This is a genomic window from Actinocrinis sp. (assembly GCF_035650855.1).
In the GTDB taxonomy this organism is placed as follows: domain Bacteria; phylum Actinomycetota; class Actinomycetes; order Streptomycetales; family Catenulisporaceae; genus Actinocrinis.
The window spans coordinates 14,196-36,274 of sequence record NZ_DASRGV010000226.1; the positions used below are offsets into that span (position 1 = coordinate 14,196).

The 22,079-nt window shown below is 71.7% G+C and carries 15 protein-coding genes; 10 read left to right on the forward strand and 5 right to left on the reverse strand.

Annotation, left to right across the window (positions count from 1 at the left end):
- The first annotated feature begins 226 nt into the window (after positions 1-226).
- The 3 genes from VFB40_RS16525 to VFB40_RS16535 all read left to right on the forward strand — a co-directional run bounded on the left by VFB40_RS16525 (position 227) and on the right by VFB40_RS16535 (position 3,797).
- Positions 227-1,498 (forward strand): cellulose-binding domain-containing protein, encoded by a 1,272-nt coding sequence (locus VFB40_RS16525; protein WP_324851602.1) that lies wholly within the window; start codon positions 227-229, stop codon positions 1,496-1,498.
- Positions 1,499-1,538: 40 nt separating this feature from the next.
- Positions 1,539-2,717: a cytochrome P450 gene (locus VFB40_RS16530; protein ID WP_324851603.1), complete on the forward strand. Its 1,179-nt coding sequence runs from the start codon at positions 1,539-1,541 to the stop codon at positions 2,715-2,717.
- A 378-nt stretch (positions 2,718-3,095) separates the two neighbouring features.
- The gene (locus VFB40_RS16535) at positions 3,096-3,797 is read left to right on the forward strand and encodes a hypothetical protein (protein WP_324851604.1); all 702 of its coding nucleotides are present in this window, start codon (positions 3,096-3,098) and stop codon (positions 3,795-3,797) included.
- A 31-nt stretch (positions 3,798-3,828) separates the two neighbouring features.
- Here the strand turns inward: VFB40_RS16535 and VFB40_RS16540 are convergent, their stop codons facing one another.
- Both VFB40_RS16540 and VFB40_RS16545 read right to left on the reverse strand, forming a co-directional pair.
- Positions 3,829-5,211 carry an AAA family ATPase gene (locus tag VFB40_RS16540; protein ID WP_324851605.1) on the reverse strand — a complete coding sequence of 461 codons (1,383 nt, stop codon included), beginning with the start codon at positions 5,209-5,211 and terminating at the stop codon, positions 3,829-3,831.
- Complete coding sequence (locus VFB40_RS16545; protein WP_324851606.1) at positions 5,148-7,481, reverse strand: terpene synthase family protein; 2,334 nt, start codon at positions 7,479-7,481, stop codon at positions 5,148-5,150. Before VFB40_RS16545 ends, VFB40_RS16540 begins: the two co-directional genes overlap by 64 nt.
- A gap of 404 nt (positions 7,482-7,885) precedes the next feature.
- On the opposite strand from VFB40_RS16545, the gene VFB40_RS16550 reads away from it, so the two are divergent.
- The 3 genes from VFB40_RS16550 to VFB40_RS16560 all read left to right on the forward strand — a co-directional run bounded on the left by VFB40_RS16550 (position 7,886) and on the right by VFB40_RS16560 (position 11,682).
- Positions 7,886-8,887 (forward strand): lytic polysaccharide monooxygenase, encoded by a 1,002-nt coding sequence (locus VFB40_RS16550; RefSeq protein WP_324851607.1) that lies wholly within the window; start codon positions 7,886-7,888, stop codon positions 8,885-8,887.
- 95 nt (positions 8,888-8,982) lie between these two features.
- A complete protein-coding gene (locus VFB40_RS16555; protein ID WP_324851608.1) occupies positions 8,983-9,906 on the forward strand; it encodes a DUF8832 domain-containing protein in 924 nt (307 codons plus the stop codon).
- A 78-nt stretch (positions 9,907-9,984) separates the two neighbouring features.
- Positions 9,985-11,682 (forward strand): protein kinase domain-containing protein, encoded by a 1,698-nt coding sequence (locus VFB40_RS16560; protein ID WP_324851609.1) that lies wholly within the window; start codon positions 9,985-9,987, stop codon positions 11,680-11,682.
- Between the two features lie 5 nt (positions 11,683-11,687).
- Here the strand turns inward: VFB40_RS16560 and VFB40_RS16565 are convergent, their stop codons facing one another.
- From VFB40_RS16565 to VFB40_RS16575, 3 genes are read right to left on the reverse strand one after another with little or no spacing between them, the layout of a single operon-like run.
- Positions 11,688-12,164 (reverse strand): type II toxin-antitoxin system PemK/MazF family toxin, encoded by a 477-nt coding sequence (locus VFB40_RS16565; RefSeq protein WP_324851610.1) that lies wholly within the window; start codon positions 12,162-12,164, stop codon positions 11,688-11,690.
- A complete protein-coding gene (locus VFB40_RS16570; RefSeq protein WP_349261508.1) occupies positions 12,161-13,306 on the reverse strand; it encodes an amidohydrolase family protein in 1,146 nt (381 codons plus the stop codon). Before VFB40_RS16570 ends, VFB40_RS16565 begins: the two co-directional genes overlap by 4 nt.
- A complete protein-coding gene (locus VFB40_RS16575) occupies positions 13,303-14,820 on the reverse strand; it encodes an APC family permease (protein WP_324851612.1) in 1,518 nt (505 codons plus the stop codon). Before VFB40_RS16575 ends, VFB40_RS16570 begins: the two co-directional genes overlap by 4 nt.
- Before the next feature lie 203 nt (positions 14,821-15,023).
- On the opposite strand from VFB40_RS16575, the gene VFB40_RS16580 reads away from it, so the two are divergent.
- From VFB40_RS16580 to VFB40_RS16595, 4 genes are all read left to right on the forward strand, one after another.
- A complete protein-coding gene (locus VFB40_RS16580) occupies positions 15,024-16,421 on the forward strand; it encodes a glutamine synthetase family protein (RefSeq protein WP_324851613.1) in 1,398 nt (465 codons plus the stop codon).
- A 10-nt stretch (positions 16,422-16,431) separates the two neighbouring features.
- Positions 16,432-17,289, forward strand: a complete 858-nt coding sequence (locus tag VFB40_RS16585; protein WP_324851614.1) for a MurR/RpiR family transcriptional regulator — start codon at positions 16,432-16,434, stop codon at positions 17,287-17,289.
- Between the two features lie 94 nt (positions 17,290-17,383).
- Entirely contained in the window at positions 17,384-20,779 is a 3,396-nt protein-coding gene (locus tag VFB40_RS16590; RefSeq protein ID WP_324851615.1) for a BTAD domain-containing putative transcriptional regulator, read from the forward strand.
- Between the two features lie 67 nt (positions 20,780-20,846).
- The gene (locus tag VFB40_RS16595; RefSeq protein WP_324851616.1) at positions 20,847-22,079 is read left to right on the forward strand and encodes a hypothetical protein; all 1,233 of its coding nucleotides are present in this window, start codon (positions 20,847-20,849) and stop codon (positions 22,077-22,079) included.

The window sequence follows — 22,079 nt, forward strand, 5'->3', positions numbered from 1 at the left end:
GCCTAAGCTGCGGCGCCGACGGATTCGGCCGCGGCCGGCGCCCGCGCGTCCGCAGCACCGGGGCTTCTTCAGTCGTCTGATATGTAACTTTCCTTGTCGATCACGGCGATTGCGCCTCTCCGCGCAGGACACCGCCGATCTCCTGTCGCCGCCCGCACCGGCCGGTTGCTCCGCTTCGGCGGCCGCCCGAATACTGCGGCCAACCGCACCAGCGACTGGAGTCCGTATGGTCAACCTCCTGCGCCGGCCGCGCCGCCTGCGCGATGCCGCCCTGGCCGTAGCGACCGCCGCCGTCGCGGCCGGCGCCGTCGCCGTCGCGCCGAGCGTGAGCGCCGCCGCCGGCCCATGCAGCGTCGCCTACCAAGTCAACCAGTGGTCAGGCGGGTTCACCGCCAACGTCACGCTGACGGACACCGGCTCGCCGGTCACCAGCTGGACGTTGAGCTGGACCTTCACCGGCAACCAGCAGATCACCTCCGGCTGGAACGCGCAGATCACCCAGACCGGCACGTCGGTCAAGGCGGTCAACGAGTCCTACAACGGATCGATCGCCACCGGCGGCACCGCCACCTTCGGCTTCCAGGGCACCTTCTCCGGCACCAACGCGACGCCCACCGACTTCGCGCTGAACGGCGTGTCCTGCGCGGGCGGCTCCTCTTCGTCGCCGAGCGCGAGCGCGAGTGCGAGTGCCAGCGCCACTCCCAGCGCCAGCCCGAGCACGAGTCCGTCGAGCAGCCCTTCGGCGAGCCGGTCGGCCAGTCCGTCCGCGAGCCCCAGCGGCAGCTCGGGCGGCGGTTCCTGCCCGAGCGCGGCGGTGTTCTGTGAGGGCTGGGAGAGCCAGACGGTCGGCGCCGCGCCCTCCGGCCGGTGGAGCATCAGCACGCCGAACTGCTCCGGCAGCAGCACCGCGACGATCACCGGCGCGCAGGCGCACGGCGGCGTGAAGTCGCTGGAGATCGACGGCGTCGGGACGTACTGCAACCACGTCTTCGCCGACGACACCACCGACATGCCGCTCGCCTCGCCGACCTGGTACGTGCGGTTCTGGTTCAAGCACACCGCGCCGCTGCCGACCAACCACACCACCTTCCTGGCCATGAACGACTCCGCGGACAACAACACCGACCTGCGGCTCGGCGCGCAGAACGGCGCGCTGATGTGGAACCGGCAGTCCGACGACGCCACCCTGCCCGCGCAGAGCCCGGCCGGGGTCGCGCAGAGCGTGGTCGTGCCGACCGGGGCGTGGGAGTGCCTGGAGTTCTCGGTGAGCAAGACCACCGGGCAGATCTACACCTGGTACAACGGCACCCTCGTGCCGGGCCTGACCGAGGACGGCGTGCCGACGCAGGACATCGACGCGCAGTGGCTCGGCGGCTCCGGGGCGAGCTGGCGGCCGAACCTGACCGACCTCAAGCTGGGCTGGGAGAACTACAGCAACGGCAACGACACGCTGTGGTTCGACGACGTGGTGCTCAGCACCTCGCGGATCGGCTGCTGACGCCGGCGCCGGGCCGCGGCTGGGGCGTTAACCTGTCTGCATGACCTCGCCGCGCGCCGACCGGTTTCCGGTCGGCGCCGCGGCGACGCTCGCCGAACTGGAGCAGGACCCGCATCCGCTGCTGGCCCGGCTGCGCGCGCACGAGCCGGTCTCCTGGCTCCCGGCCCTCGGAGGCTGGCTGGTCACCCGGCGCGATCTGGCCGTGGCCGTCATGCGCGACGCCGAGACGTTCACCGTCGACGACCCGCGCTTCTCGACCGCCCGCGTCGTCGGCCCGAGCATGCTCTCGCTGGACGGGCCGGTACATACCCGGCACCGCGCGCCCTTCGCCGAGCGGTTCCGGCCGCGTGACGTGGAAGCCAGGCTCGCCGCGTTCATCGAGCAGGAGGCGGGGCGCCTGGTCGACGCGCTGCGCCCGGCCGAGGCAGGCGAGCTGCGGCGCGGCGTGGCCGGTCCGCTCGCGGTCGCGGTGGTCGCCGAGTCGCTCGGCCTGCTCGGCACCGATCCAGCGACGGTCCTCGGCTGGTACGACGCCATCGTCGGCGCGGTCGACGACATCTCCGCCGGGCTCGAACCGCGGCCGGGCGGCGCCGAGGCGGTCGCGCGGCTGAGCGCGAGCGTGCACGCCACCGTGCGGGCCGGCGACCCCGAAGCGCTGCTGGTCGCCGCCGGATCAGGGCTCGAACTTCCCGAGGTGGTCTCGAACGCGGCGGTGATGATGTTCGGCGGGATCGAGACCACCGAGGCGATGATCGCCAACGCCGCGCTGCACCTGCTCGCCCACCCCGACCAGCTCGCCCTGGTGCGCGCCGATCCGCAGTTGGTCGCGGACGCGGTCGAGGAGTCGGTGCGGCTGGAGCCCGCGGCGGCGGTCGTCGACCGGTACGCGACCCGCGATATCGAGCTGGCCGGCGCCCCGATCGGCGCCGGAGACCTCGTGACCGTCTCGATCGCGGGCGCGAACCGCGATCCGCAGGTCTTCGCCGAGCCGGACCGCTTCGACCTGCGCCGCCCGAACGCCAGGCTGCATCTCGGGTTCGCCCAGGGTCCGCACTTCTGCCTCGGCGCGCACGCCGCCCGGCTGGAGACCCGCGTCGCCGTCAGCACCCTGCTGCGCGAGCTGCCCGGGCTGAGGCTGGATCCGGAGCGTGCGCCCGCAGCCCCGCGCGGACTGGTGTTCCGCAAGCCCGAGTCCTTATACGTGCGCTGGGACGCCTAAATCAGTGCATGGTCGGGTCAGGAGAGAGGTCCCCCGGCGTCTCTGGGGGAAGGCGACGCCGGGGGGTGCGTCCGAGCCGCGTAATCGCGTTCCTCGGGCGCGAGATCAGACTGGGGGGATGCCTGATCTGCCTTTCAGTCTCTCACCTGATGCGACGTGAGCTGTGTGCCGGACCGATCAGTGTGGCATCAATTCGCCAATGTGATCCCTGGGACTTCCGTGACGGCGTATCACCGCCTCCGCGCCGGGATCCGGCGGGCCGCGATCCGCGCCGCGCGCGTTCGTTCACTCTGTAACGGTTCGGTCCGCGCACTCGTAGTGAGCGCTCGGTGACCGCTAACCTGCGTGCCGTCCGCCACCTGATCCCGAGGGGATTGCATGCGCGTCTTGAGTGTCAACTCCTGCATGGTCGCTTTCGGTTCGGCCGCGCTCGTCGGCCTGGCCGCGAGCGGCTGCTCGTCGTCCGCGGCGGCGACCTCGCCCGGCGGCACGGGCTCCGCGCAGCCCTCGGTGACCGCGCCGTCCGGCATCGGGACCGCGCCGCTGACCGCGGCCCCCGCCACGGGGCTGGCGGCCAAGCTGCTGGCGCCGGCGGACCTGCCGGCCGGCTGGGGGATCGACGCGTCGGCGACGAACCCGGCGATGCAGACCAGCTGCCCGCTGCTCAACACCGCGAACTGGAACACCCCGCTCACCAGCCATGCGGAGACGGATCTGAACGGCGGAATGACCGGTCCGTTCCTCGTCGAGCAGATCGCCGCCGGAGACCAGTCCCAGGTGAACAAGTCCTGGGACACGCTCGTCAACGGGCTGCCCAAGTGCACGACCTACACGCACGGCGGCGCCAACGGGTCGAGCACCTTCTCGATCGTGCGCACCTCGCTGCCCGCCTACGGGGACAGTTCGTACTCGTTCACGCTCTCGATCGAGATCTCCACCGGCATCACCGGCAAGGGCTACATCGTGGCCGCGCGCAACGGAAACTCGGTCGTCGTGGTCTACGTCGTCGGGCTCACCCCGCTGGACAAGACCTTCATCGAGAACACGATGAGCAAGGCGGTCACCAAGGCGCGCACCTGAGCCGCCGGACGCCGCGGACGGCCGAACCGGGTCATGCGCCGGGGTTGTTGCCTCCTGCGCCGAGCAGCCTTCTGGTGAGCGCGTTTCCGTCGCCGAGCAGGACGTCGAGCGCGGCGTGCAGGTGCCGGTCGGTGAGTCGCAGCGGCGCTGAACCGGCGCCGTCCGAACCTTCAGCGCCCTCCGCCGCGATCAGCGCCGACCGGCGAAGCAGTTCCTTGATGAAGGAGGCCGTCACGCCCTCGGTGCGCCGGATCACCTCGTCCGGGTAGGCGAGGTCCAGTTCCAGGCCGCCGCGGTACACCTCGATCAGCGCGCGGCGCCCCTCGGCATCCGGCAGCGGGATCTCCACCGCGTGGTCGATGCGTCCCGGTCGGCTGGCCAGCGCGGGCTCCAGCACGTCGACCCGGTTGGTGGTCAGCACGAACGTCACGTCGACGTCGTCGCGCAGGCCGTCCATCTCGTTGAGCAGCTGGAAGAGCAGCGGGTTCTGGCCGATCGGGCGGGAGCCGCGGTCCTCGGCGATCAGGTCCACGTCCTCGATGATGAGCATGGAGGGCTGCAGGTCGCGGGCGATCGTGCACGCCTCCTGCACGAATCGCAGCGCGGCCGCGGAGAGGATCAGCACGGACACCTCGGGCAGCCTGCTCATCAGGTAGCGCACCGTGTGCGTCTTGCCGACGCCGGGCGCGCCGTAAAGCAGTACGCCGCGCTTGAGGTGCTGGCCGTGCGCGAGCAGCAGCTCCCGATGGCGTGCGACGCCGAGGATCTGCCGCTCGATCCCGTCGAGCACGCCGTCCGGCAGGACCAGCTGGTCGCGGGTCATCCGCGGGCGCGGATGGAAGGCCAGCAGCCCGCCGCGGCGCGGTCCGAACATGTCGGGCTCGAAGGAGACCACCTGGCGGCGGTAGACGCTGCGGCGCAGCCCGAGCTCCCGGATCTCGGCGAGCGCCCGCCGCGCGGCGGCCGGGTCGGTGGCCGTGATCTCCATGCTGACGTCGGGCTGCGGGCCGCGCTCGTCCGAGCCGCGCAGCAGCAGGGCCATGCGAAGCTCTCCGTCGGAGAGCAGGTACAGCCCGCACTGCACGCAGCTGCGCATCTCCCCGTCCGGGCTGACGGGCTGCTCGCTGACCGGCACCCCGGCCAGCGCGAGGCCGGTCTCCATGCCGGGCTGGCAGAGGTCTGCCAAGCCGAACATCCGGTGCCGGAAGCCGGCGAGCCCGAGCAGCCGGTGCTCGCCGGGCCAGCCTTCCAGCCAGTGGTCAAGGCCGCCCTGCACGTTGACGTGCTCGTAGGAGGGCCAGGTGCCGGAGGTGACCGGCAGCGAGCCGGCGTCGTGGCCGAGATGCTCGATCAGGGTGCTGCTGATGGTGTGCTGTGGCCCGGCACCGGAAGCAGAGCCTGCGGATACGGCCACGGCGTGTCCGCGCGTGAAGCCCCGTGGTTCCATTCCGCCAGGATGGCACGCGGGCCGAGTGGAAGGCGGCCCGGCGCGGTCTGCGCGATGCCGGTCGCGCCATACCGCTTGCGCAGCGCGGCTTCGTCGTAGCGGTCGCAGCCGCGGTGCCAGTTGAGGATGCCGGCCAGCCAGTTCTGCATGTGCCGCACGTACCCGTCGACCGCCTCCCGCGCTTCGTCGTCGAGCGCGAAGTCGTCGCAGAGCACTGGCAGCTCGGCCGCGACGACGTGCTGGAACTGGCTCAGCCTCGAGTTCATCAGGTCGCTGACGATCGCGACGGCCTGGTCCCGGTCGCAGCCCAGGAAGTGCTGCACCACCAGCACGCAGTTGTGCCGGTCACCCTCGAACTCGATCTCCTTCTGGTAGGAGAACAGGTCGTTGAGCAGGCAGGCGTAGTCCATCGCCGCATTGTCCAGCGACCGCATGGTTCCGGCGCGGAACACCTCCGGCGGCACCCGGCGGGCCCGGCGCAGCCTGGCCAGGCTCGCGGTCAGCTCGGAGCCGAAGGTCTTGCGCCGCATCTCCAGGTAGTCGACCGGGTCGGGGACGCGGTTCTGGATGTGGTTGGCCAGTTCCCACAGCCCGGCGCCGAGCATGTCCTCGATCGCGGCGCGGAAGTCCGCGCGTGCGCTCGGGTCCATCGGCGCGGCGGTGCGCTCCCACAGGTCGGCCAGCGCGCGCTCCAGCGCGGTCAGCGGGGTGGCCGCGCCGAGGGCGGCGTCGGCCGGCTCCACCGGCATGAACAGGGAGAGCCGGTCGGTGGCCGCCTTGGCGGTGGCGTAGTCCCGGCGCGAGCCGTACACCGCCGGCAGCAGGTCGTCCCAGTAGGTGCCCCAGGTCAGCCAGTGCGAGCCGAGTTCCAGTTCGCCCGGCGAGCCGTCCGGATTGAGCCCGGCCATGCACAGCGGGAAGTCGAAGCCGGAGAGCTTCTCCCCGTCCCAGATCTCTGACATCGGCTCGCCGGGCTGCGCGGACAGCAGGCCCATCCGCCGCGCCCAGGTCAGGGTGCTGCGCCGCGCCTCGTCCAGGTGCGGGTTGAGCCGGAGCGCGAAGGGCAGCTCGAACTCGGGCAGCGGCGTCGGCCCGACCTTCCGGTACGGCGCGAAGGCGAAGCTGCGTGCTCGTAGCGTCTCGCTGGCCGCGGTGACCGGCGGCCTCGCAGCCAGGGCGGACAGTCCGAGATCGGCCAGCGGCAGCTCGGTCAGGCCGAACGGGAGGCGCGCCGGGGCGGGCCGGCCGCCGCCGTTCATGTACCGGCTTGAGCGCATGTGCCACTCGTGGCCGCCCGCCTGCCAGTCTTGCAGGCCCTTGACATACCCGAGCACCTTCGCGCACGAGGCCGGATCGAGCCCGTGCTCGGCGAACAGCGGCGGCAGCTCGGTCAGCGCGGTGTTCTCGAACTGCTGCAGCCGCGAGGTGAGCAGGTCGTTGACGGCGTCGGCGGCGCGCTGCGTGTCGTAGCCGAGGAAGGTCTCCAGCACCAGCACGCCGTTGCTGAGCTCGCCCTCGGTGCCGGTCTCGCGCTCGTAGGAGAACAGGTCGTTGCGCAGGTGGACCCCGTCGGAGAAGGCGTCTCTCAGCACCCTCATCGGCCGGCTGCCCGCGATCACGGCCGGCACCTCGGCCCCGGCCGCGTGCTCGACCAGGCCCGCGGACCAGGGCGCGCCGCCGACCTTGCGCCGCATCTCGATGTACTCGACCGGATTGGGGATGCGGCCCTCGTTGATGTTCGAAAGCTCCCACAGCGATTCGTTCAGCAGGTTCTCGGTGCTCTCGGCGAACCGGGCGCGCCAGTCCATGGACATGCTCGGCACGGTGCGCGCCCACAGGTCGGCCAGACCCGCCTCGACGGGATTGGCCGGCTCCGGCATGCCGACGGCCAGGTCCATCGGCATGAACGCGGGCAGCCGGTCCAGATACGCCTTGCCGCCGGCCCGGTCCTGGCTGCGCTTGAACGTCTCCAGGAAGTGGTCGTCGAAGAAGAACACCCACACGTACCAGTCGGTGACCAGGTCGAGTTCCGCCGCCGAGGCATCAGGGTGCGTATACGCGCACAGCAGGCCGTAGTCGTGGGCGTCGAGGTCCGCCTCGGTCCACACGCCCGAGCCCTCCAGCATGCCCATCCGGCGCGCCCACTGCTTCGAATGCAGCCGCGCGCCCTCCAGGTGCGGGTTGAGCCTGGCGGGGTACGGGAGGTAGAAATCCGGCAGCTCGAACGGCTGGGTCACGCGGCCCGCCTCTCCTCGTCGGGTGGCCCTCTCTTGGATTGAAGAAGACGCCCGTGCGGCCAGGCAAGCAACGTCACCCGTACCAGTGACCATCAGGGTATTGCCGCCGCCGGGTGCGCCGTTCGCCAGGAAACCTTCACGTTCGGCGCGGAAAGTTTCATCCGCTTCGTCCGGATTACGGCCGACTGAGTCAGCCTCCTGCTCAGCCTGACGTGCGCGGATCATGCCCATGGCGGGTGGCAAAGGTTTTCGATAACGGAGCATGATCGCCGCGCCGTTCACCCGCACTTGCGCCGCAGGTACTCTCCGCCACGACCGGGGCGGCATGCCCCACCTCGCCGGACCCAAGAAGGGTGGGTAATGTGAGGAAGAGAACGAGATGGGCGCTATGGGGTGCCGTCGGGGTGGCGATCACGGCGAGCGTCGTGAGCGCGACGCCCGCCTCCGCGCACGGCGCGATGCTGATGCCCGGTAGCCGCACCTACCTCTGCTACGAGGACGGTCTGACCTCCACGGGCCAGATCATCCCGCAGAACCCAGCCTGTCAGGCGGCCGTGGCCAGCAGCGGCGTCACGCCGCTGTACAACTGGTTCGCGGTCGGCAACCGCAGCGGCACCACCAGCGGCGAGACCAGCGCGCTGATCCCGGACGGCAAGCTGTGCAGCGGGAACAGCAACTACTACGACTTCTCCGGATTCGACCAGGCCAGCAGCTACTGGCCGGTGACCCACCTGACGGCCGGCGCGAACATCCAGATCCAGTACAACAAGTGGGCCGCGCACCCGGGGACGTTCTCGCTCTACGTCACCAAGACCGGCTGGGATCCGACCAAGCCGCTGACCTGGTCGGAGCTTCAGTCGACTCCGTTCTCGACGGCGACCCTGCCGCCCTCGGTCGGCAGCGCGGGCAGCGCCAGCAGCTACTACTACTGGAACGCGACGCTGCCCTCGGGGCTGACCGGCCGTCACATCATCTACTCGATCTGGGCGCGCTCGGACAGCACCGAGACCTTCTACGGCTGCTCCGACGTGGTCTTCGACGGCGGCACCGGCCAGGTCACCGGCCTCGGCCCGGGCTCCGGCCCGCCGCCGCCCTCGGTGCCGTGCACCGCGGCGTATTCGGTGACCAGCAGCTGGAGCGGCGGCTTCCAGGCCCAGGTCACCATCACCAACCCCAACACCACCACGATCAACAGCTGGACCGCCAGCTGGGATCTGGCGAACGCCGAGACCATCAGCAGCGCCTGGAACGGGACCCTGTCCCAGGCGGGCACGCTGGCCACGGTGAAATCCGCGAGCTGGAACAGTCAGCTGGCGCCGAGCGCGAGCACGTCGTTCGGCTTCACGGCGAACTACTCCGGCTCCGGCACGCCACCGGTGCCGACCGTCTCCTGCACCAGCCCGTGACGACCGCGGCAGCGGTCGTCTGACCCGGATTCACGGCCTCGCCCGCACCGGCGGGGCCGTGAGCCTCCGAATCGCGAGCAAAGGGAGCCCGCACCTTGCCTCACCGACTCGCCGCGCGCCGGATCACGGCCGCGTTCCTGCTGGCCGTGGTGATCCTGCCGGCGGCGGCGTGCAGTTCGTCGAAGGGCACCAAGATCGCCTCCGGCACCGGCTCGGCGCAGAACATGTCCGGCATGGACATGGGCGACATGGCCGGACTGCCGACCACTCCCGCGATCGCGGAGGCCGCGCCGGCGAGCAACGGCCTGGCCGCGAGCGACTCAGGCTACATATATCTGCCGGGTGCGGCGTCAGTGCCCGCGAACAGCGCGGCGCAGTTCAACTTCCACATCACCGGCCCGAACGACCACGCCGTGACCCGGTACCAGGCGTACGAGAGCCAGCTGGTGACGTTCTACCTGATCCGCTCGGACCTGTCCGGATTCCAGCAGCTCGAGCCGACGATGCGGCAGGACGGCACCTGGACCGTCGGCCTGCCCGCGCTGCCGCCGGGTTCGTACCGCAGCTACGTCTCCTTCGCCGCGCCCGATTCCAGCGAGGGCACCCCGATGGTCTACTCCCTCTCGGCGCCGCTGACCGTCGCCGGACCGGGCGCGAAGCCCGCGGCGGCGCTGCCCGCGCCGGCCTCGACGGCCACCGTCGACGGGTACACGCTCAAGCTCTCCGGCGTCCCGAAGGCGGGAGCGACGGGCCAGTTGGCACTGGACGTGACGAAGGCCGGCAAGCCGGTCGAGTACTTCGACCGCTACCTCGACGGATACGCGCACCTGACCGGATTCCACGTGGGCGACGGCGCGTTCGCGCACCTGCTGGCCACCGGCCGGGCCAGCGGGGCGGGCGGCGTGGGTCCGCTGACGACGCGCGCGCTGTTCCCGGAGAGCGGGACCTGGCGGCTTTTCGTCCAATTCGAGACTGGCGGCGCGTTGCACCAGGCCGCGTTCACCGTCGACGTGCCCTGATCATCGTGACCTGCCCTGACCACCGGCAAACGGCTCGATCGAAGGGCCACGTGGCGTCCGGTCCCGTATAGTGCCGCCATGACTGCTGGGGGGTCGGCGGCCCGCGGCCTCCTCGACGGCCGCTTCGAGCTGATGGAACGGCTCGGCGGCGGCGGTATGGGGCTGGTGTGGCGCGCCCGGGACTTGGCGCTCGAGCGCGAGGTCGCGCTCAAAGAGGTGCGGCCCGCCGGCGCCGCCGGGTTCGACGACGATCCGGTCGCCGCACACGTCCAACGGGAGCGCGTGCTGCGCGAGGCCCGGGCGCTCGCGCGGCTGCACCACCCGAATGTGGTGACGATCTATCACATCGTCGATTCGGTGGAGCATCAGTACCCGTGGCTCGTGATGGAGCTGGTGTCCGGCGGCTCGCTGGACAGCCGGATCGAGCGCGCACCGCTGTCGCCCGCCGAGACCGCGCGCATCGGCCGCGGCGTCCTGGCGGCGCTGCGCGCGGCGCACGAGGCGGGCATCCAGCACCGCGACGTGAAGCCGGCCAACGTCCTGCTGCGCGCGGACGGAACGCCGGTGCTGACCGACTTCGGCATCGCCGCCCTGCGCGAGGCCACGGCGCTGACCACGACCGGCACGCTGATCGGCTCGCCCGAGTACATCGCCCCCGAGCGCATCCGCGGCCAGGAGGGCGACCCGGCCTCCGACCTGTGGTCGCTCGGCATGCTCATGTATGTCGCGGTCGAGGGCGGCAACCCGCTGCGTCGGGAGACCACGCTCGCGACCATCGCCGCGGTGCTCGACGCTCCGTTGCCGGAACCCCAGTGCGCCGGTCCGCTCACGGCCGCCCTCGCGGCGCTGCTCGTGCGCGATCCCGCCGCCCGGATCGACGCCGCGCGGCTCGACCAGCTTCTCGCCGCGGTGCAGCGAGACGCGGGCAACGGAAACTCAAGTGGCGCCGATCCGCGATACGGCCGACAGTTCCCGCCACTTTCCTACCCGCCGCCTTCCTACCCGCCGCGTTCATACCCGTCGGGTTCGATCCTGTCGGCTCAGCCGTCGTGGTCGCCGAACGACGCCCCAGCGCAGCACTGGCAGCCACAAGGACAGGTTCAAGGTCAGCGCCGACGCCGCAATCGCACCTTCGCCGCGTCGGTGACCGGTGTGGCCGTGATCGGCCTGTCGGCGGCCTTGGTCTGGACGCTGCGCGACTCGTCCGCGTCGGCGTCTACCGGCGGCGGGGGCTCGCACGCCACGGGCACGCCGTCGGTTGGTGGCAACGCAGCCGCGAGCTCGGCGACGGCCTCCCCGTCGCCGACGGACCAGGGAACCGGCTCCGGGGATCAGGGCACTCAAGCCAACCTGCTGACTCCGCCCGGCGCCCGCGCCGCCGTCAGCGCCCTGAAGAACCAGGTCGGCAGCCGCAAGATAGTCCAGCTCGACGTGTACCCCGGCTACGCCATCGCGCAGGTGCTCACCGCGGCCGATCCGACCGAATACGACGAGTACACCTACCGCGACGGGCAGTTCGATCACTCCCCGGGAGGAACGATCTCCGACGAGAAGCCGTTCGATCCCGGGGCGATCGACTGGAACGTCCTGCCGACGCTGCTGACCGAAGCCAAGCAGCGGTTGAAGGTCGCCAACCCCACGAGCGAGTACCTGATCATCGAAGGCAACTTCTTCGGTGAGGGCCCGGGCATCGGCGTGTACATCTCGAACGACTACAACAAGGGCGGGTACATGTTCACCGATTTCAAGGGCAACATCATCCGCACCGTGCAGTAGTGCGCTCAGCTCCAGCCGTAGCGGGCGTGCAGCCGCTCGACCACCATGTCGAAGTAGTGGCGGTGCATCGCGCAGGACTCGCGCCGCATGCCCTCCTCGTAGACCCGCACCACGCGCTCCAAGTTGACCCAGGACTCGCGCCCCTCGCGGTCCCACGGGCCCGTGCCGACGTCGACGAAGTCCGTCGTGCCGTCGTGCCGCTTGCTGGTCAGCTGCACCGCGAGCAGGCTGCCGGTGTGCTCCCGCGCGACGATCAGCACCGGCCGGTCCTTGCCGCGCCCGTCGTGCTCCTCGAACGGAACCCAGGTCCACACGATCTCGCCAGGGTCCGGGTCGCCGTCGTGGTTCGGAGCGTACGTGGTGTGCACCTTGCCGACGCGCGTGGGCTCGATCTCGACGGTCGCCGTGGCGCCGAAGCGGCCGGGGGAGTCGGCGAACGGATCGGCCGGATCGTGCCCGTAAGCGGTTCTCAGTTCAGTCACGCGGTCACTCTAGCGGCGGGTGTCAGCCGATAGACGCGCTTCGCGTTTTCCGAGCCGATCAGCCGCGCCACCCGGGCGGCGTCGGCGGCGGTCCATTCGTCCGCTGCGACGCCCGCGTCCAAGAACTCGGCCAGCCCGCGCCGGAACAGCACCGCGCCGAGGTAGTAGAGCTCGGGCAGGCCGAACGCGTCGGAGGAGTACAGGAACTTGCCGAACGGGGCGAGTTCGAGAGCCTCGGCGATCAGCGCGCGAGAGCCGCGGCCGAGGTTGTGCGTGGCGAGGCCGACGTCCAGGAAGACGTTGGCGAAGACCTGCGCCAGGAATCCGGCCTGCCGGTGGAAGGGGTAGTTGTGCAGCAGCAGCACCGGAACCCCGGTCGGCTCGATCGCGCGCAGCAGGTCGGTGAGCAGCAGCGGGTCGCAGCGGTCGAGGTTGACGTCGGCGTCGCCGTAGCCGACGTGGAACTGGACCGGAAGGCCGAGCTCCACCGCGCACCAGACCAGGAAGCGGTGCAGCGTCTCGTGCGTCAGGCGCAGCGGCGTTCGCGCGTCGCCGTTCGCGCTCGCCAGCCAGTCGTCCGCGGCGATCCTGACCTCGGCGTCGCTCGGCCGTTCGCCCGCGAGCCGCAACCCGTGCCGATACGCCGCGATCGACTTGAAGCCGACCGCCGTTTGTGCCCGCTGCGCCAGCCGGTCCCGCACCGCATCGGCGAATCCGGCGGCCGTCGTGGTGGGCGCCGTCTGCTCGGCGACCTGCTCCAAGCGGACGATTTCGTATGACGATGCGCCCGCCACCTCGCCGAGCTGTTGCGGTGATAGCAGCGGCTCCGGCTCGAATCCGGTGTCCACGCACAGCGCGTCGAGCCCGGCGGCCTGAAGGAAGCGCGCGGTGACCTCCGCGTGGCCGAGCTCGGCGCGCCGCTCAAGGTAGACCTCGGCCTCCGCGTGCGGCGGCAGGTCCAGCAGGGGAGCGCACCAGCGCCGCACCGCGAAGCCGATCTGCGAGTCGAGGGCGCTGCCGCCGAGCGCCCCGACGGAACCGGCCTCGGTGAGCAGCAGCTCGAAGCCGGTTCGGTCGAGGTCGCGGCGGATGACGCCGTGGCAGTGATGGTCGATCAGCCCGGACGGCTCGGTTTCGTTCAGCCCGCACCACCTTCCAGCACGACACTATCGGCCGGTGCGCGCGCGGGCTCGGAGGCCTTGGCGGCGGCGATGCCCTCCATCTCGGTGAGCAGGAAACCCATCCGCCGCGCCGTCCCCGGGGCCGCGATGACCGCGATGATGCCGATCACCAGCCAAGCACCGGAGACCACGGGCAGCCAGCCGGCCGCCCCGGACGGATACGGGCTCACGTTGCGGTACAGCGTGTAGCCGAGCAGCACGATCGCCGCAATCGGGATGACGATCTGCCAGGTCGGTACCGCCATCTTGCGCTGTACGAAGAACAGATAGATTGCGCCGATCGTGGTCAGGATGTAGGCCACCAGGAGGATCAGCGTGCCGATCGTGCCGCCCCAGACGAAGGTGTCCTCCGGGTTCGCGGAGAAGAACACGATCGAGCCGCCGATGATCAGGGCCATGATGCCCGCCACCACGCTGCCCGCCCGCGCCGGCGTGCCGACGCGGGAGACCCGGCCGAGGCCGCGGTCGCCGAAGCCGTCCCGGTTGAGTGCGAACAGCAGCCGCGCGCCGCCGACCGTGCAGGCCAGGCAGCAGCCGAAGGCGCTGATCATGGCGCCGAGCGTGATCGTGTTGCCGACCCAGGAGCCGACGTAGGTCTTGCCGAGGTCGCCGATCAGCGAGGAGGAGGTGCCGAAGGCGGAAACGCCCTTGGCGTCGGTGCCGAAGCCCATCGACTCGATCGCGGTCACCACGGTGAAGAAGATCCCGCCGAAGATCGCCGTGCCGAGGATCGCCCGCGGGATGTCCCGGTGCGGGTGCGCGGCCTCCTCGCCGAGCGTCGCGGCCGCCTCGAAGCCGGCGAAGGAGAGGAACCCGAAGACGATGCCGAGGAAGACCGCGGAGATCCCGGTGCCCGGCGGGACCGTGAACACGCTCATGGTGAAGTGCTGCCCGGCCGGCGTCTTGTGCGACAGCAGCTTGACCAGCACCACCGCCGAGACGACCAGGATCAGCGCGACCGTCGCGCCCTCGACGGTGAGCAGGATGTTCGTGCCGCGCCGCACCGGCACGACGGTGAGCAGCCAGCACAGCACCAGCGCGACGGCGGTGAGGATGTAGGGCGCGAGCACCGGCGGGTTGTCCCACACGTGGATGCTCTGCAGGAAGTCCGTGCCGAAGATGCCGACCACCGACGAGGTGGTCACGCCGTAGAAGATGTAGGTGCCCATCAGGCCCCAGCCGGCCACCACTCCGGCGCGCGGGCCGAGGGTCGCGCCGACGAAGGCGTACACCGATCCGGAATGGTTGAAGTACTGGCACAGCCGTACGAACACGTAAGCGACCAGCAGTACGCCGACCGCGGCGAGTAGGAACGCCAGCGGCACGGCCCGGCCGACCGACGGGACGCTTGCCTGGGGGTTGATATTAGAAGCCATGCTCGGCGCCATCAGCGCTACCGACAGCCCGACCGCCTGCCACACGTTGAGCGTGCGGCGCAGGCCGGCGGGCGCGGGCTGCTGGATCTGGGTCGGCATATGCGACTCCTCACTCCAGTCGGGTGCACTTGCGGTCAGTGTGACGCGTGATGTAACGACTGGTAAGTAGGGAATGGCATCTGTAACAAACAATTCTTGCGAAGGCGCGGCTGTAATCACTCCGTCAGCTCTCGCGGCCTGTCCGTCGCCGCGCGATCGGGCAGACTAGGCGTCCGCATGACCGTTCGGCGAAGGGATGAGCGATGAGCCGGTGGGGGATCGTGGAGCAGGCGGAACGCGACGAGCGCGCGGCCGAGGCGCGCGGGATCGCCGCCGACCTGGCCGAGCGCGGGGTCAGCGGCGTGGCCGTCACCTGGGTCGACAACAGCGGCATCACGCGGGTCAAGGCCGTGCCGCTGTCGAAGCTTGAGCGCGCGGCCGCCTGGGGGATCGGCGTATCGCCGTGCTTTGACACGTTCCTGCTCGACGACTCCGCGGCGGTGGCCAAATACGCCGGGGGCGCGGTCGGCGACCTGCGCCTGATGCTCGACCTCGACCGGCTCACCCCGCTGGTCGCCCAGCCGGGCTGGGCCTGGGCGCCCGCGGACCGGTTCCGGCAGGACGGCACCGTGCATCCGCTCGACCAGCGCAGCCTCGCCAAGCGCGAAGTGGAGCGGCTCGCCGCGCAGGGGTACTCGGTGCGCGCGGCCTTCGAGGTCGAGTGGTGCGTCTCGGTCGGCCCCGGCGACGAGTTCGTGCCCGCGTGCGCCGGGCCCGCATACGGCTTCGCCAGGCTCACCGAGCAGTCCGACTACGTCAGGGACGTGATGAACGCCCTGACGGCGCAGGGCCTGACCGTCGACCAGATCCACCCCGAGTACGCGGCCGGCCAGTACGAGGTCTCCGTCGCGGCCGAGGACCCGGTCGGCGCCGCCGACACGCTGGTCCTGGTGCGCGAGACGATCCGGGCGATCAGCGCCCGGGCCGGGCTGCGCGCGACCTTCTCGCCGAAGGTGCTGGCCGGGGGAGTGGGCAACGGCGGGCACGTGCACCTGAGCCTGTGGAACGGCGACGGCGAGAACCTGATGTCCGGCGGCGGCGGCCGCTACGGGCTGACCGAACCGGGCGAGGCCTTCGCCGGGGGCCTGCTCGCCCGCCTGCCCGCGCTGCTCGCGCTCGGCACCCCGGCCGTGGCCAGCTACCTGCGGCTGATCCCATCGCACTGGGCCGGCGCGTACGCCTGCTGGGGGCTGGAGAACCGGGAGGCCGCGCTGCGCTTCGTGACCGGTTCGACCGGCGACGGCGCGGGCGCGGCGAACCTGGAGATCAAGAGCTTCGACGCGGCCGCCAACCCCTACCTGCTCATCGCCGGGCTGCTCGCGGCGGGCCGGGCCGGCTTGGCCTGCGGCGCGAAGCTGCCCGAGCCGGTCGAGGTCGACCCGGCGACGCTCCCGGCGGACGAGGCCGAGCGGCGCGACGTCAGGCCGCTGCCGTCCGAGCTGGCGGGCGCGGTCGCGGCGTTCGAGGCGGACGAGGTGTTCGCCGAGGCGTTCGGGCCCGAGTTCGTCGACACGATCGCCACCGTGCGCCGCGCCGAGATCAAGCTGTTCGAGGGCGCCGACCCGGAACAGATCGTGGCTCTGACCCGCTGGCGACACTGAGGCCGCGGCCGTGCAGGCGGGAAGCGTGGCGGACCTGCTGCGCGCCCGGCGGGCCGAGCTCACCCCCGCCGAGCGGCGCGTGGTGCAGATCCTGCTCGGCGACTATCCGGCCGCCGGGCTGCAATCAGTGGCCCGGCTCGCGCAGGAGGCCGGGGTCAGCCCGCCCACCGTGGTCCGGCTCGTCGCAAAGCTCGGATTCACCGGCTACCCGCACCTGCAGGACGCGCTGCGCGGCGAGCTGTCCGCGCGCGCGGCCGGCCCGCTGCACGCCTACCCGGACGGCGCGAAAGCCGCGCGGCACGCCGATCCGCTCCCGGCCCGGGCCGAGCGCTCGATCGGCCGGGCGGTGCAGGAGAGCCTGCACGCGCTCGACCCGGTGGAGCTGGACCACGCGGTGGACCTGCTCACCGACCAGGGCCGCGAGGTGGTGGTGACCGGCGGCAGGTTCTCCTGGACGCTCGCCGCCCACCTCTCCAGCTTCCTCGCGCTGCTGCGCCCCGGGGTGCACCATCTGCCGCCCGAGCCCGGCGAGCGCAATCGCGGCCTGCTCGACATCGGGCCGCGCTCCACCGTGGTCCTGTTCGACTATCGCCGCTACCAGCGCGACACCGTCGAGTTCGGCCGGGACGCGGCGGCCCGCGGCGCCCGCCTGGTGGTGTGCACGGACCCGTACTTGAGTCCGGCGGCTGCAGCGGCCACCGTGCTGCTGACCACCTCGCTCGACGGCCTCGCGCCCTTCATCAGCCTCGCCGCGCCCTTCGCCCTCGTCGAGACCCTGGTGGCCGGCGCGGCCGAGCGCGGCGGCAAGGCGGCGCGCGCGAGGCTGGCCGGATACGAGCGGCTCGGCTCGGCGGCGCTGCACGGCTGACCGGAGGTTACGAACTGCGGACCGGGCGTGTCAGAGCCCGAGCACGGTGCGAGAATCACAGCACGGCTCGGATCAGTGTGGGAGGGGCGGGGTGGTGGGCGAGTCGAGGACCCCTCATGACGCCGCCACCGCCGGCGGGTCGCTGCGCCGCCTGCGCCTTCGCGCCGGGCTCGGCCAGGGCGAGCTCGCCGCGCGCGCCGGAATCAGCGTGCGGACACTGCGCAACATCGAAAACGGTACGTTCAGCCGACCGCAGGCCGCGTCGATCCACCGGTTGGCGGTCGCGCTCGGCCTGTCCGGCGTTGAGCTGGACGGATTGCTGGGGAGCGCGCCGAATACGGCTCCTGACGAACCCGGCACCGGGCTCCCGCTGCGGGTCGACGTGCTCGGTCCGCTGACTGTGCGGCGAGGAGCGGGCACGGTGGAGGTCACCTCCGCGATGCAGCGCAGCTTGATCGGCCTGCTCGCGGTTCAGCCACGGCAGCCCGTCGGCGCGGACGAGATCGTCGATCTGCTCTGGCCCGACGATCCGCCCCGCACCTGCCTTCAACTCGTGCACACCTATATCGCGCAGGTGCGCCGCCTGCTCGACCCCGCGCGCGGAGCGGGAGAGTCAGCCAGCGTGCTGCGACGCGTCGCCGGCGGCTATCGGCTCGACCTGCTGCCCGAGCAGAGCGACCTCGTGCAGTTCACCGGGCTCGCGCGGCAGGCCGGCGACGCGTGGGAGGCCGGCGCGACCGAGTCAGCCCTGCAGCTGCATCGCGAGGCGTGGTCGCGTTGGCGCGGCCCGGTCTTGGCCGGCTGCGACTCACGACTGCGCGAGCACCCCGCGGCGATCCGGGCCGCCCAACAGCGGATCGCCGCCGCCCAGCAGTGGGCTGACGCGGCGTTGAGCGTCGCGCGATACGACGAAGTCCTCGGTCCGCTGCGGGTTCTGCACGCGGAAGAGCCCTTACACGAGGGCTTGGCCGCGCGGCTGGTGCTGGTGCTGGCCGGCGCGGGACAACAGGCCGCGGCGCTCGCGCTGTTCGAGTACGTCAAAAGCCTGCTGGATGAACAGCTCGGCGTGAGCCCCGGCCCCGAACTGAGGACCGCGCAACTCAGGGTGCTGCGCGGAGAGCTTCCCGGCGCTTCGAACGGTACGCCAAGCGGAAGCGTGCAGGGCGGCGCTTCGCCGGCGCCGGTCCCCGCGCAGCTTCCGGTCGACGTGGCCGGATTCGCCGGACGGTCCGAATGCCTTCGGCAGCTGGAGCACCTGCTGCGCACGACCGGGCAAGCCGAGTCAGACCCCGGATCGAAGCAGCCGGTCACGATCGCCGCAGTGGTCGGAATGGGCGGCGTCGGCAAGACCGCGCTCGCGGTGCACTGGGCGCACCGGGTGCGTGATCGCTTCCCCGACGGACAGCTTTTCGTGAACCTGCGCGGGCACGGCGTTGAAGGACCGCTGCGCCCGATCGACGCCCTGTCCGGGTTCCTGCTCGCCTTCGGCACCCCAGCCGATCGGATACCGCAGGACGAGGCGCAGGCCGCGGCCCTGTACCGCAGTCAGACCTCTAACAAACGACTGCTCGTGGTGCTCGACAACGCCGCGGACGCCGACCAAGTGCGTCCGCTGCTGCCGACCGGCGCCGGCTCGCTCGCCGTGATCACCGCCCGCGAGCGGATGGCGGGGCTGGTGGCGCGCGAGGGCGCCCACCTGCTTCCGCTCGACGTGCTCGAACCCGAGGAGGCCGGCGCCCTGCTCGAGCGGATGCTCGGCTCCCGGCGCGTCGCCGCCGAGCCTGAGGCGGCGGTCGAACTCGCCCGCCTGTGCGCGCACCTCCCGCTCGCCTTGCGCATCGCCGCCGCGAACATCGCCGGCCGGCCGAACCGGCGCATCGCGGACCAGGTCTTCGCGCTGTCCGAGGGCGACCGGCTCGGCGCGCTCGCCGTCGACGGCGACGCGGCCACGGCCGTGCGAGCCAACTTCGCGCTCTCCTGCGACGCGCTGCCCGCCGCCGAGCGCAGGCTGTTCCGGCTCGCCGGGCTGCTGCCCGGCAACGACTTCACCGCATCGATCGCCGCCGCGCTCACCGGCCTGCCCCTCGTGCAGACCCGGCTGCTGCTCGACCGGCTGGCGAATCATCATCTGCTCGACGAGCACCGGCCCGGCCGCTTCACGCTGCACGACCTGCTGCGCTTGCTGGCCGTCGAACTCGCCGAGGAGGAAGAGGACGAGGCCACGCGCTCGGCCGCGCTGTCACGCGTATCAGCGCACTACCGGGCGCACCTGAACGCCGCGGCGGACCTGCTGTACCCGCACTTGCTGCGCGTGCCGGACCGCGCAGGCGCACCCGAAACCGAGCACGTGCAACCGTTCCGGGACGGCACCGCGGCGCTCTCATGGCTCGACGACGAACGCGCCAACCTCGTCGCGTTGATCACCCACCTTGAGCAGCAAGGGAATCACGCCGACACCTGGACGCTGGCCGCCCTGCTCAACGGCTACTTCGTCATGGGCCGCGCCACGCTCGACTGGCAGGCCGTCGCCGAGGCGGCACGCCGCGCCGCCTCCGCCGCCGGCGACTTGATGGCCAGTGCGATGACCGAGCTGAACCTCGGCATGGTGCACAACATGCGCACTCCGCAAGCGGCCGCCGCGGCGCACCACGCCCGCGCCGCCGAACTGGCCCGCCAGGCCGGCTGGATCGACGGCGAAGCGGTGGCGCTCAACAACCTCGCCCGCTCCTCCTGGCTCGCCGCCCGGCTCGACGAGACCGTCGACTGCCTCACCCGCGCGCTCGCCCTGCACCGGCGCAGCGGCCGCAAGGTGGGCGAAGCGGTCACGATCGCGAACCTGGCCGTCGCACACCTGGAACGCGCCCGGCACCGCGAGCACGACCGCGCGCGGGAGAGCGGAAGCGGCGCCCCCGAAGCCGCGCGGCTGGACGCGCGCGCCGAACCGCTGCGGCTCCTGCACGAGGCCCTGGAACTGCATCAGGCCGCCGACGACCGGCGCAACGAGGGCGACACGGTGCGGATCCTGGCCGAGGCGCACCGCGACCTGGGCGACCACGCGCTCGCCCTCGAACTGAGCGAACAAGCCCTCGCGATCGCCGACCGCGCCGGAGACCTGCGGTTCGCGGCCGCCGCGCGCAACACCCGCGCCACCGTGCACACCCGCCTCGGCGACGCCCAAGCAGCGTTCGATGATCACGCGGAAGCCCTGCGCACAGCGGCCGAACTCGACGACGATCGGTTGCGCACCCAGATCCTGCTCGACCTCGCGGAAAGCCACGCGCGGCTAGGGCAGCCCGACGACGCGCTGCTGCACCTGCACGACGTGCTCGCCCTTGCGCACCGAAGCGGATCACGGCTCCTCGAACGCCAAGCGCGCCGCGTGCAGGATCTGGTGCACGAGGCCCGGCCCGATCTCGTGCCGTCGGTCCCCCTCCCCGCCCCCGTCTCCGCATCGGCGCCCGCTCCCGCGCGGCACCGATCAGGTGCTTGATCGCCGTCCTCACCCCGTAATGACGTTACCGGCCGCATCTTCAGACTGCGGACGTATCGTGGGCCGGGTGAGCGTTGTCCGCCGCGACACGTACCGCCGCTGGGCCGTCGTCGGAGTGGCGATCGCCGTGCTGTGCTCGCTGCCGAGCGTCGTCTCCGCGCTCCCGGTGCACACCGCCGCCATCGCACCCGACGCGCTGCGAGCGCGCATGCTCGCCTCCGCCGACCATCCATATCAGGGCTATGTCGAGACCGACGGCCGGCTCAACCTGCCCGAACTGCCGCAGCTCGGCACGATCAGCTCGCTGCTGAGCGGATCCACCAAGATCCGCACCTGGTTCGCGGCCCCCGACGAGTGGCGCACCGACGTCCTGACCGACACCGGGGAGCAGGACACCTACGGCACCCAAGTGGGCACCCTCTCCTGGAACTTCGAGACCGGGCAGATCACCCAGATCCTCGGCGACCCCGCGGTCCGACTGCCGCGCGCCGACGACCTCACCCCGCCCAATCTCGCCCTGCGCCTGCTGCACACCGCGGCGGCCGGCGACAAGCTCGTCCCGCTGCCCGCGCGCGACGTGGCCGGGATCTCCGCGCCCGGCCTGGAGATCCGGCCGGTCTCCCCGGACACCACCATCACCCGCGTCGACCTGTGGGCCGACCCGGCCACCGGCGTACCGGTAGACGTGGAGGTGTACGGCGGCGGCTCCTCCGCCCCGGTGATCTCCAGCCGCTTCCTCGACTTCTCCGCCGCCCGCCCCGCCGACTCGGCCGCGCAGTTCGCCGTCCCCGACGGCGTCGCCATCGCGACCGCCAACTCCTCGGACATCAACTCGCTGCTCGACACCCGCGCCCGGTTCCCGCTGCCCGCCGAGCTCGCCGGCCGGGCCGCCAAGCCGGTGCTGGACGGGTACGGCACGGACGTCTCCGGCTACGGCTCCGGCTTCGCCACCTTCGCGGTGCTCTTCCTCGGCGACCGGATCGGCGACAGCGCGCTGTCCGCGGCCACCCAGGCCGGCGCGGCCCCGGTGACTTTCCCGAACGGCACCGGGCGATTGATCCGCACGCCGCTGCTGTCCGTGTTGCTGGTGCGCTCGGACCGGTTCGACCGGATCTTCCTGCTGGTCGGCCTCACCGGCCCCGATCTGCTGACCAAGGCGGCGACCGACCTGCTCACCGACGTGGACACGCAGTTCGACCGGTGCCGCGCGCTGTTGCAAGGGCGCCCGCCCGGGCAGCTCCCGCCGAGCCAGATCCCCGCGGCCTGCCGCCCGGTCCCCGCCCCCGGAGGAAACCCCTGA

Excerpts from the sequence above, each read along its gene's own strand:
- VFB40_RS16530 (WP_324851603.1), top strand. The coding sequence starts at position 1,539 with ATGACCTCGCCGCGCGCCGACCGGTTTCCGGTCGGCGCCGCGGCGACG.
- VFB40_RS16575 (WP_324851612.1), bottom strand. The coding sequence starts at position 14,820 with ATGCCGACCCAGATCCAGCAGCCCGCGCCCGCCGGCCTGCGCCGCACG.
- VFB40_RS16525 (WP_324851602.1), top strand. The coding sequence starts at position 227 with ATGGTCAACCTCCTGCGCCGGCCGCGCCGCCTGCGCGATGCCGCCCTG.
- VFB40_RS16535 (WP_324851604.1), top strand. The coding sequence starts at position 3,096 with ATGCGCGTCTTGAGTGTCAACTCCTGCATGGTCGCTTTCGGTTCGGCC.
- VFB40_RS16560 (WP_324851609.1), top strand. The coding sequence starts at position 9,985 with ATGACTGCTGGGGGGTCGGCGGCCCGCGGCCTCCTCGACGGCCGCTTC.
- VFB40_RS16580 (WP_324851613.1), top strand. The coding sequence starts at position 15,024 with ATGAGCCGGTGGGGGATCGTGGAGCAGGCGGAACGCGACGAGCGCGCG.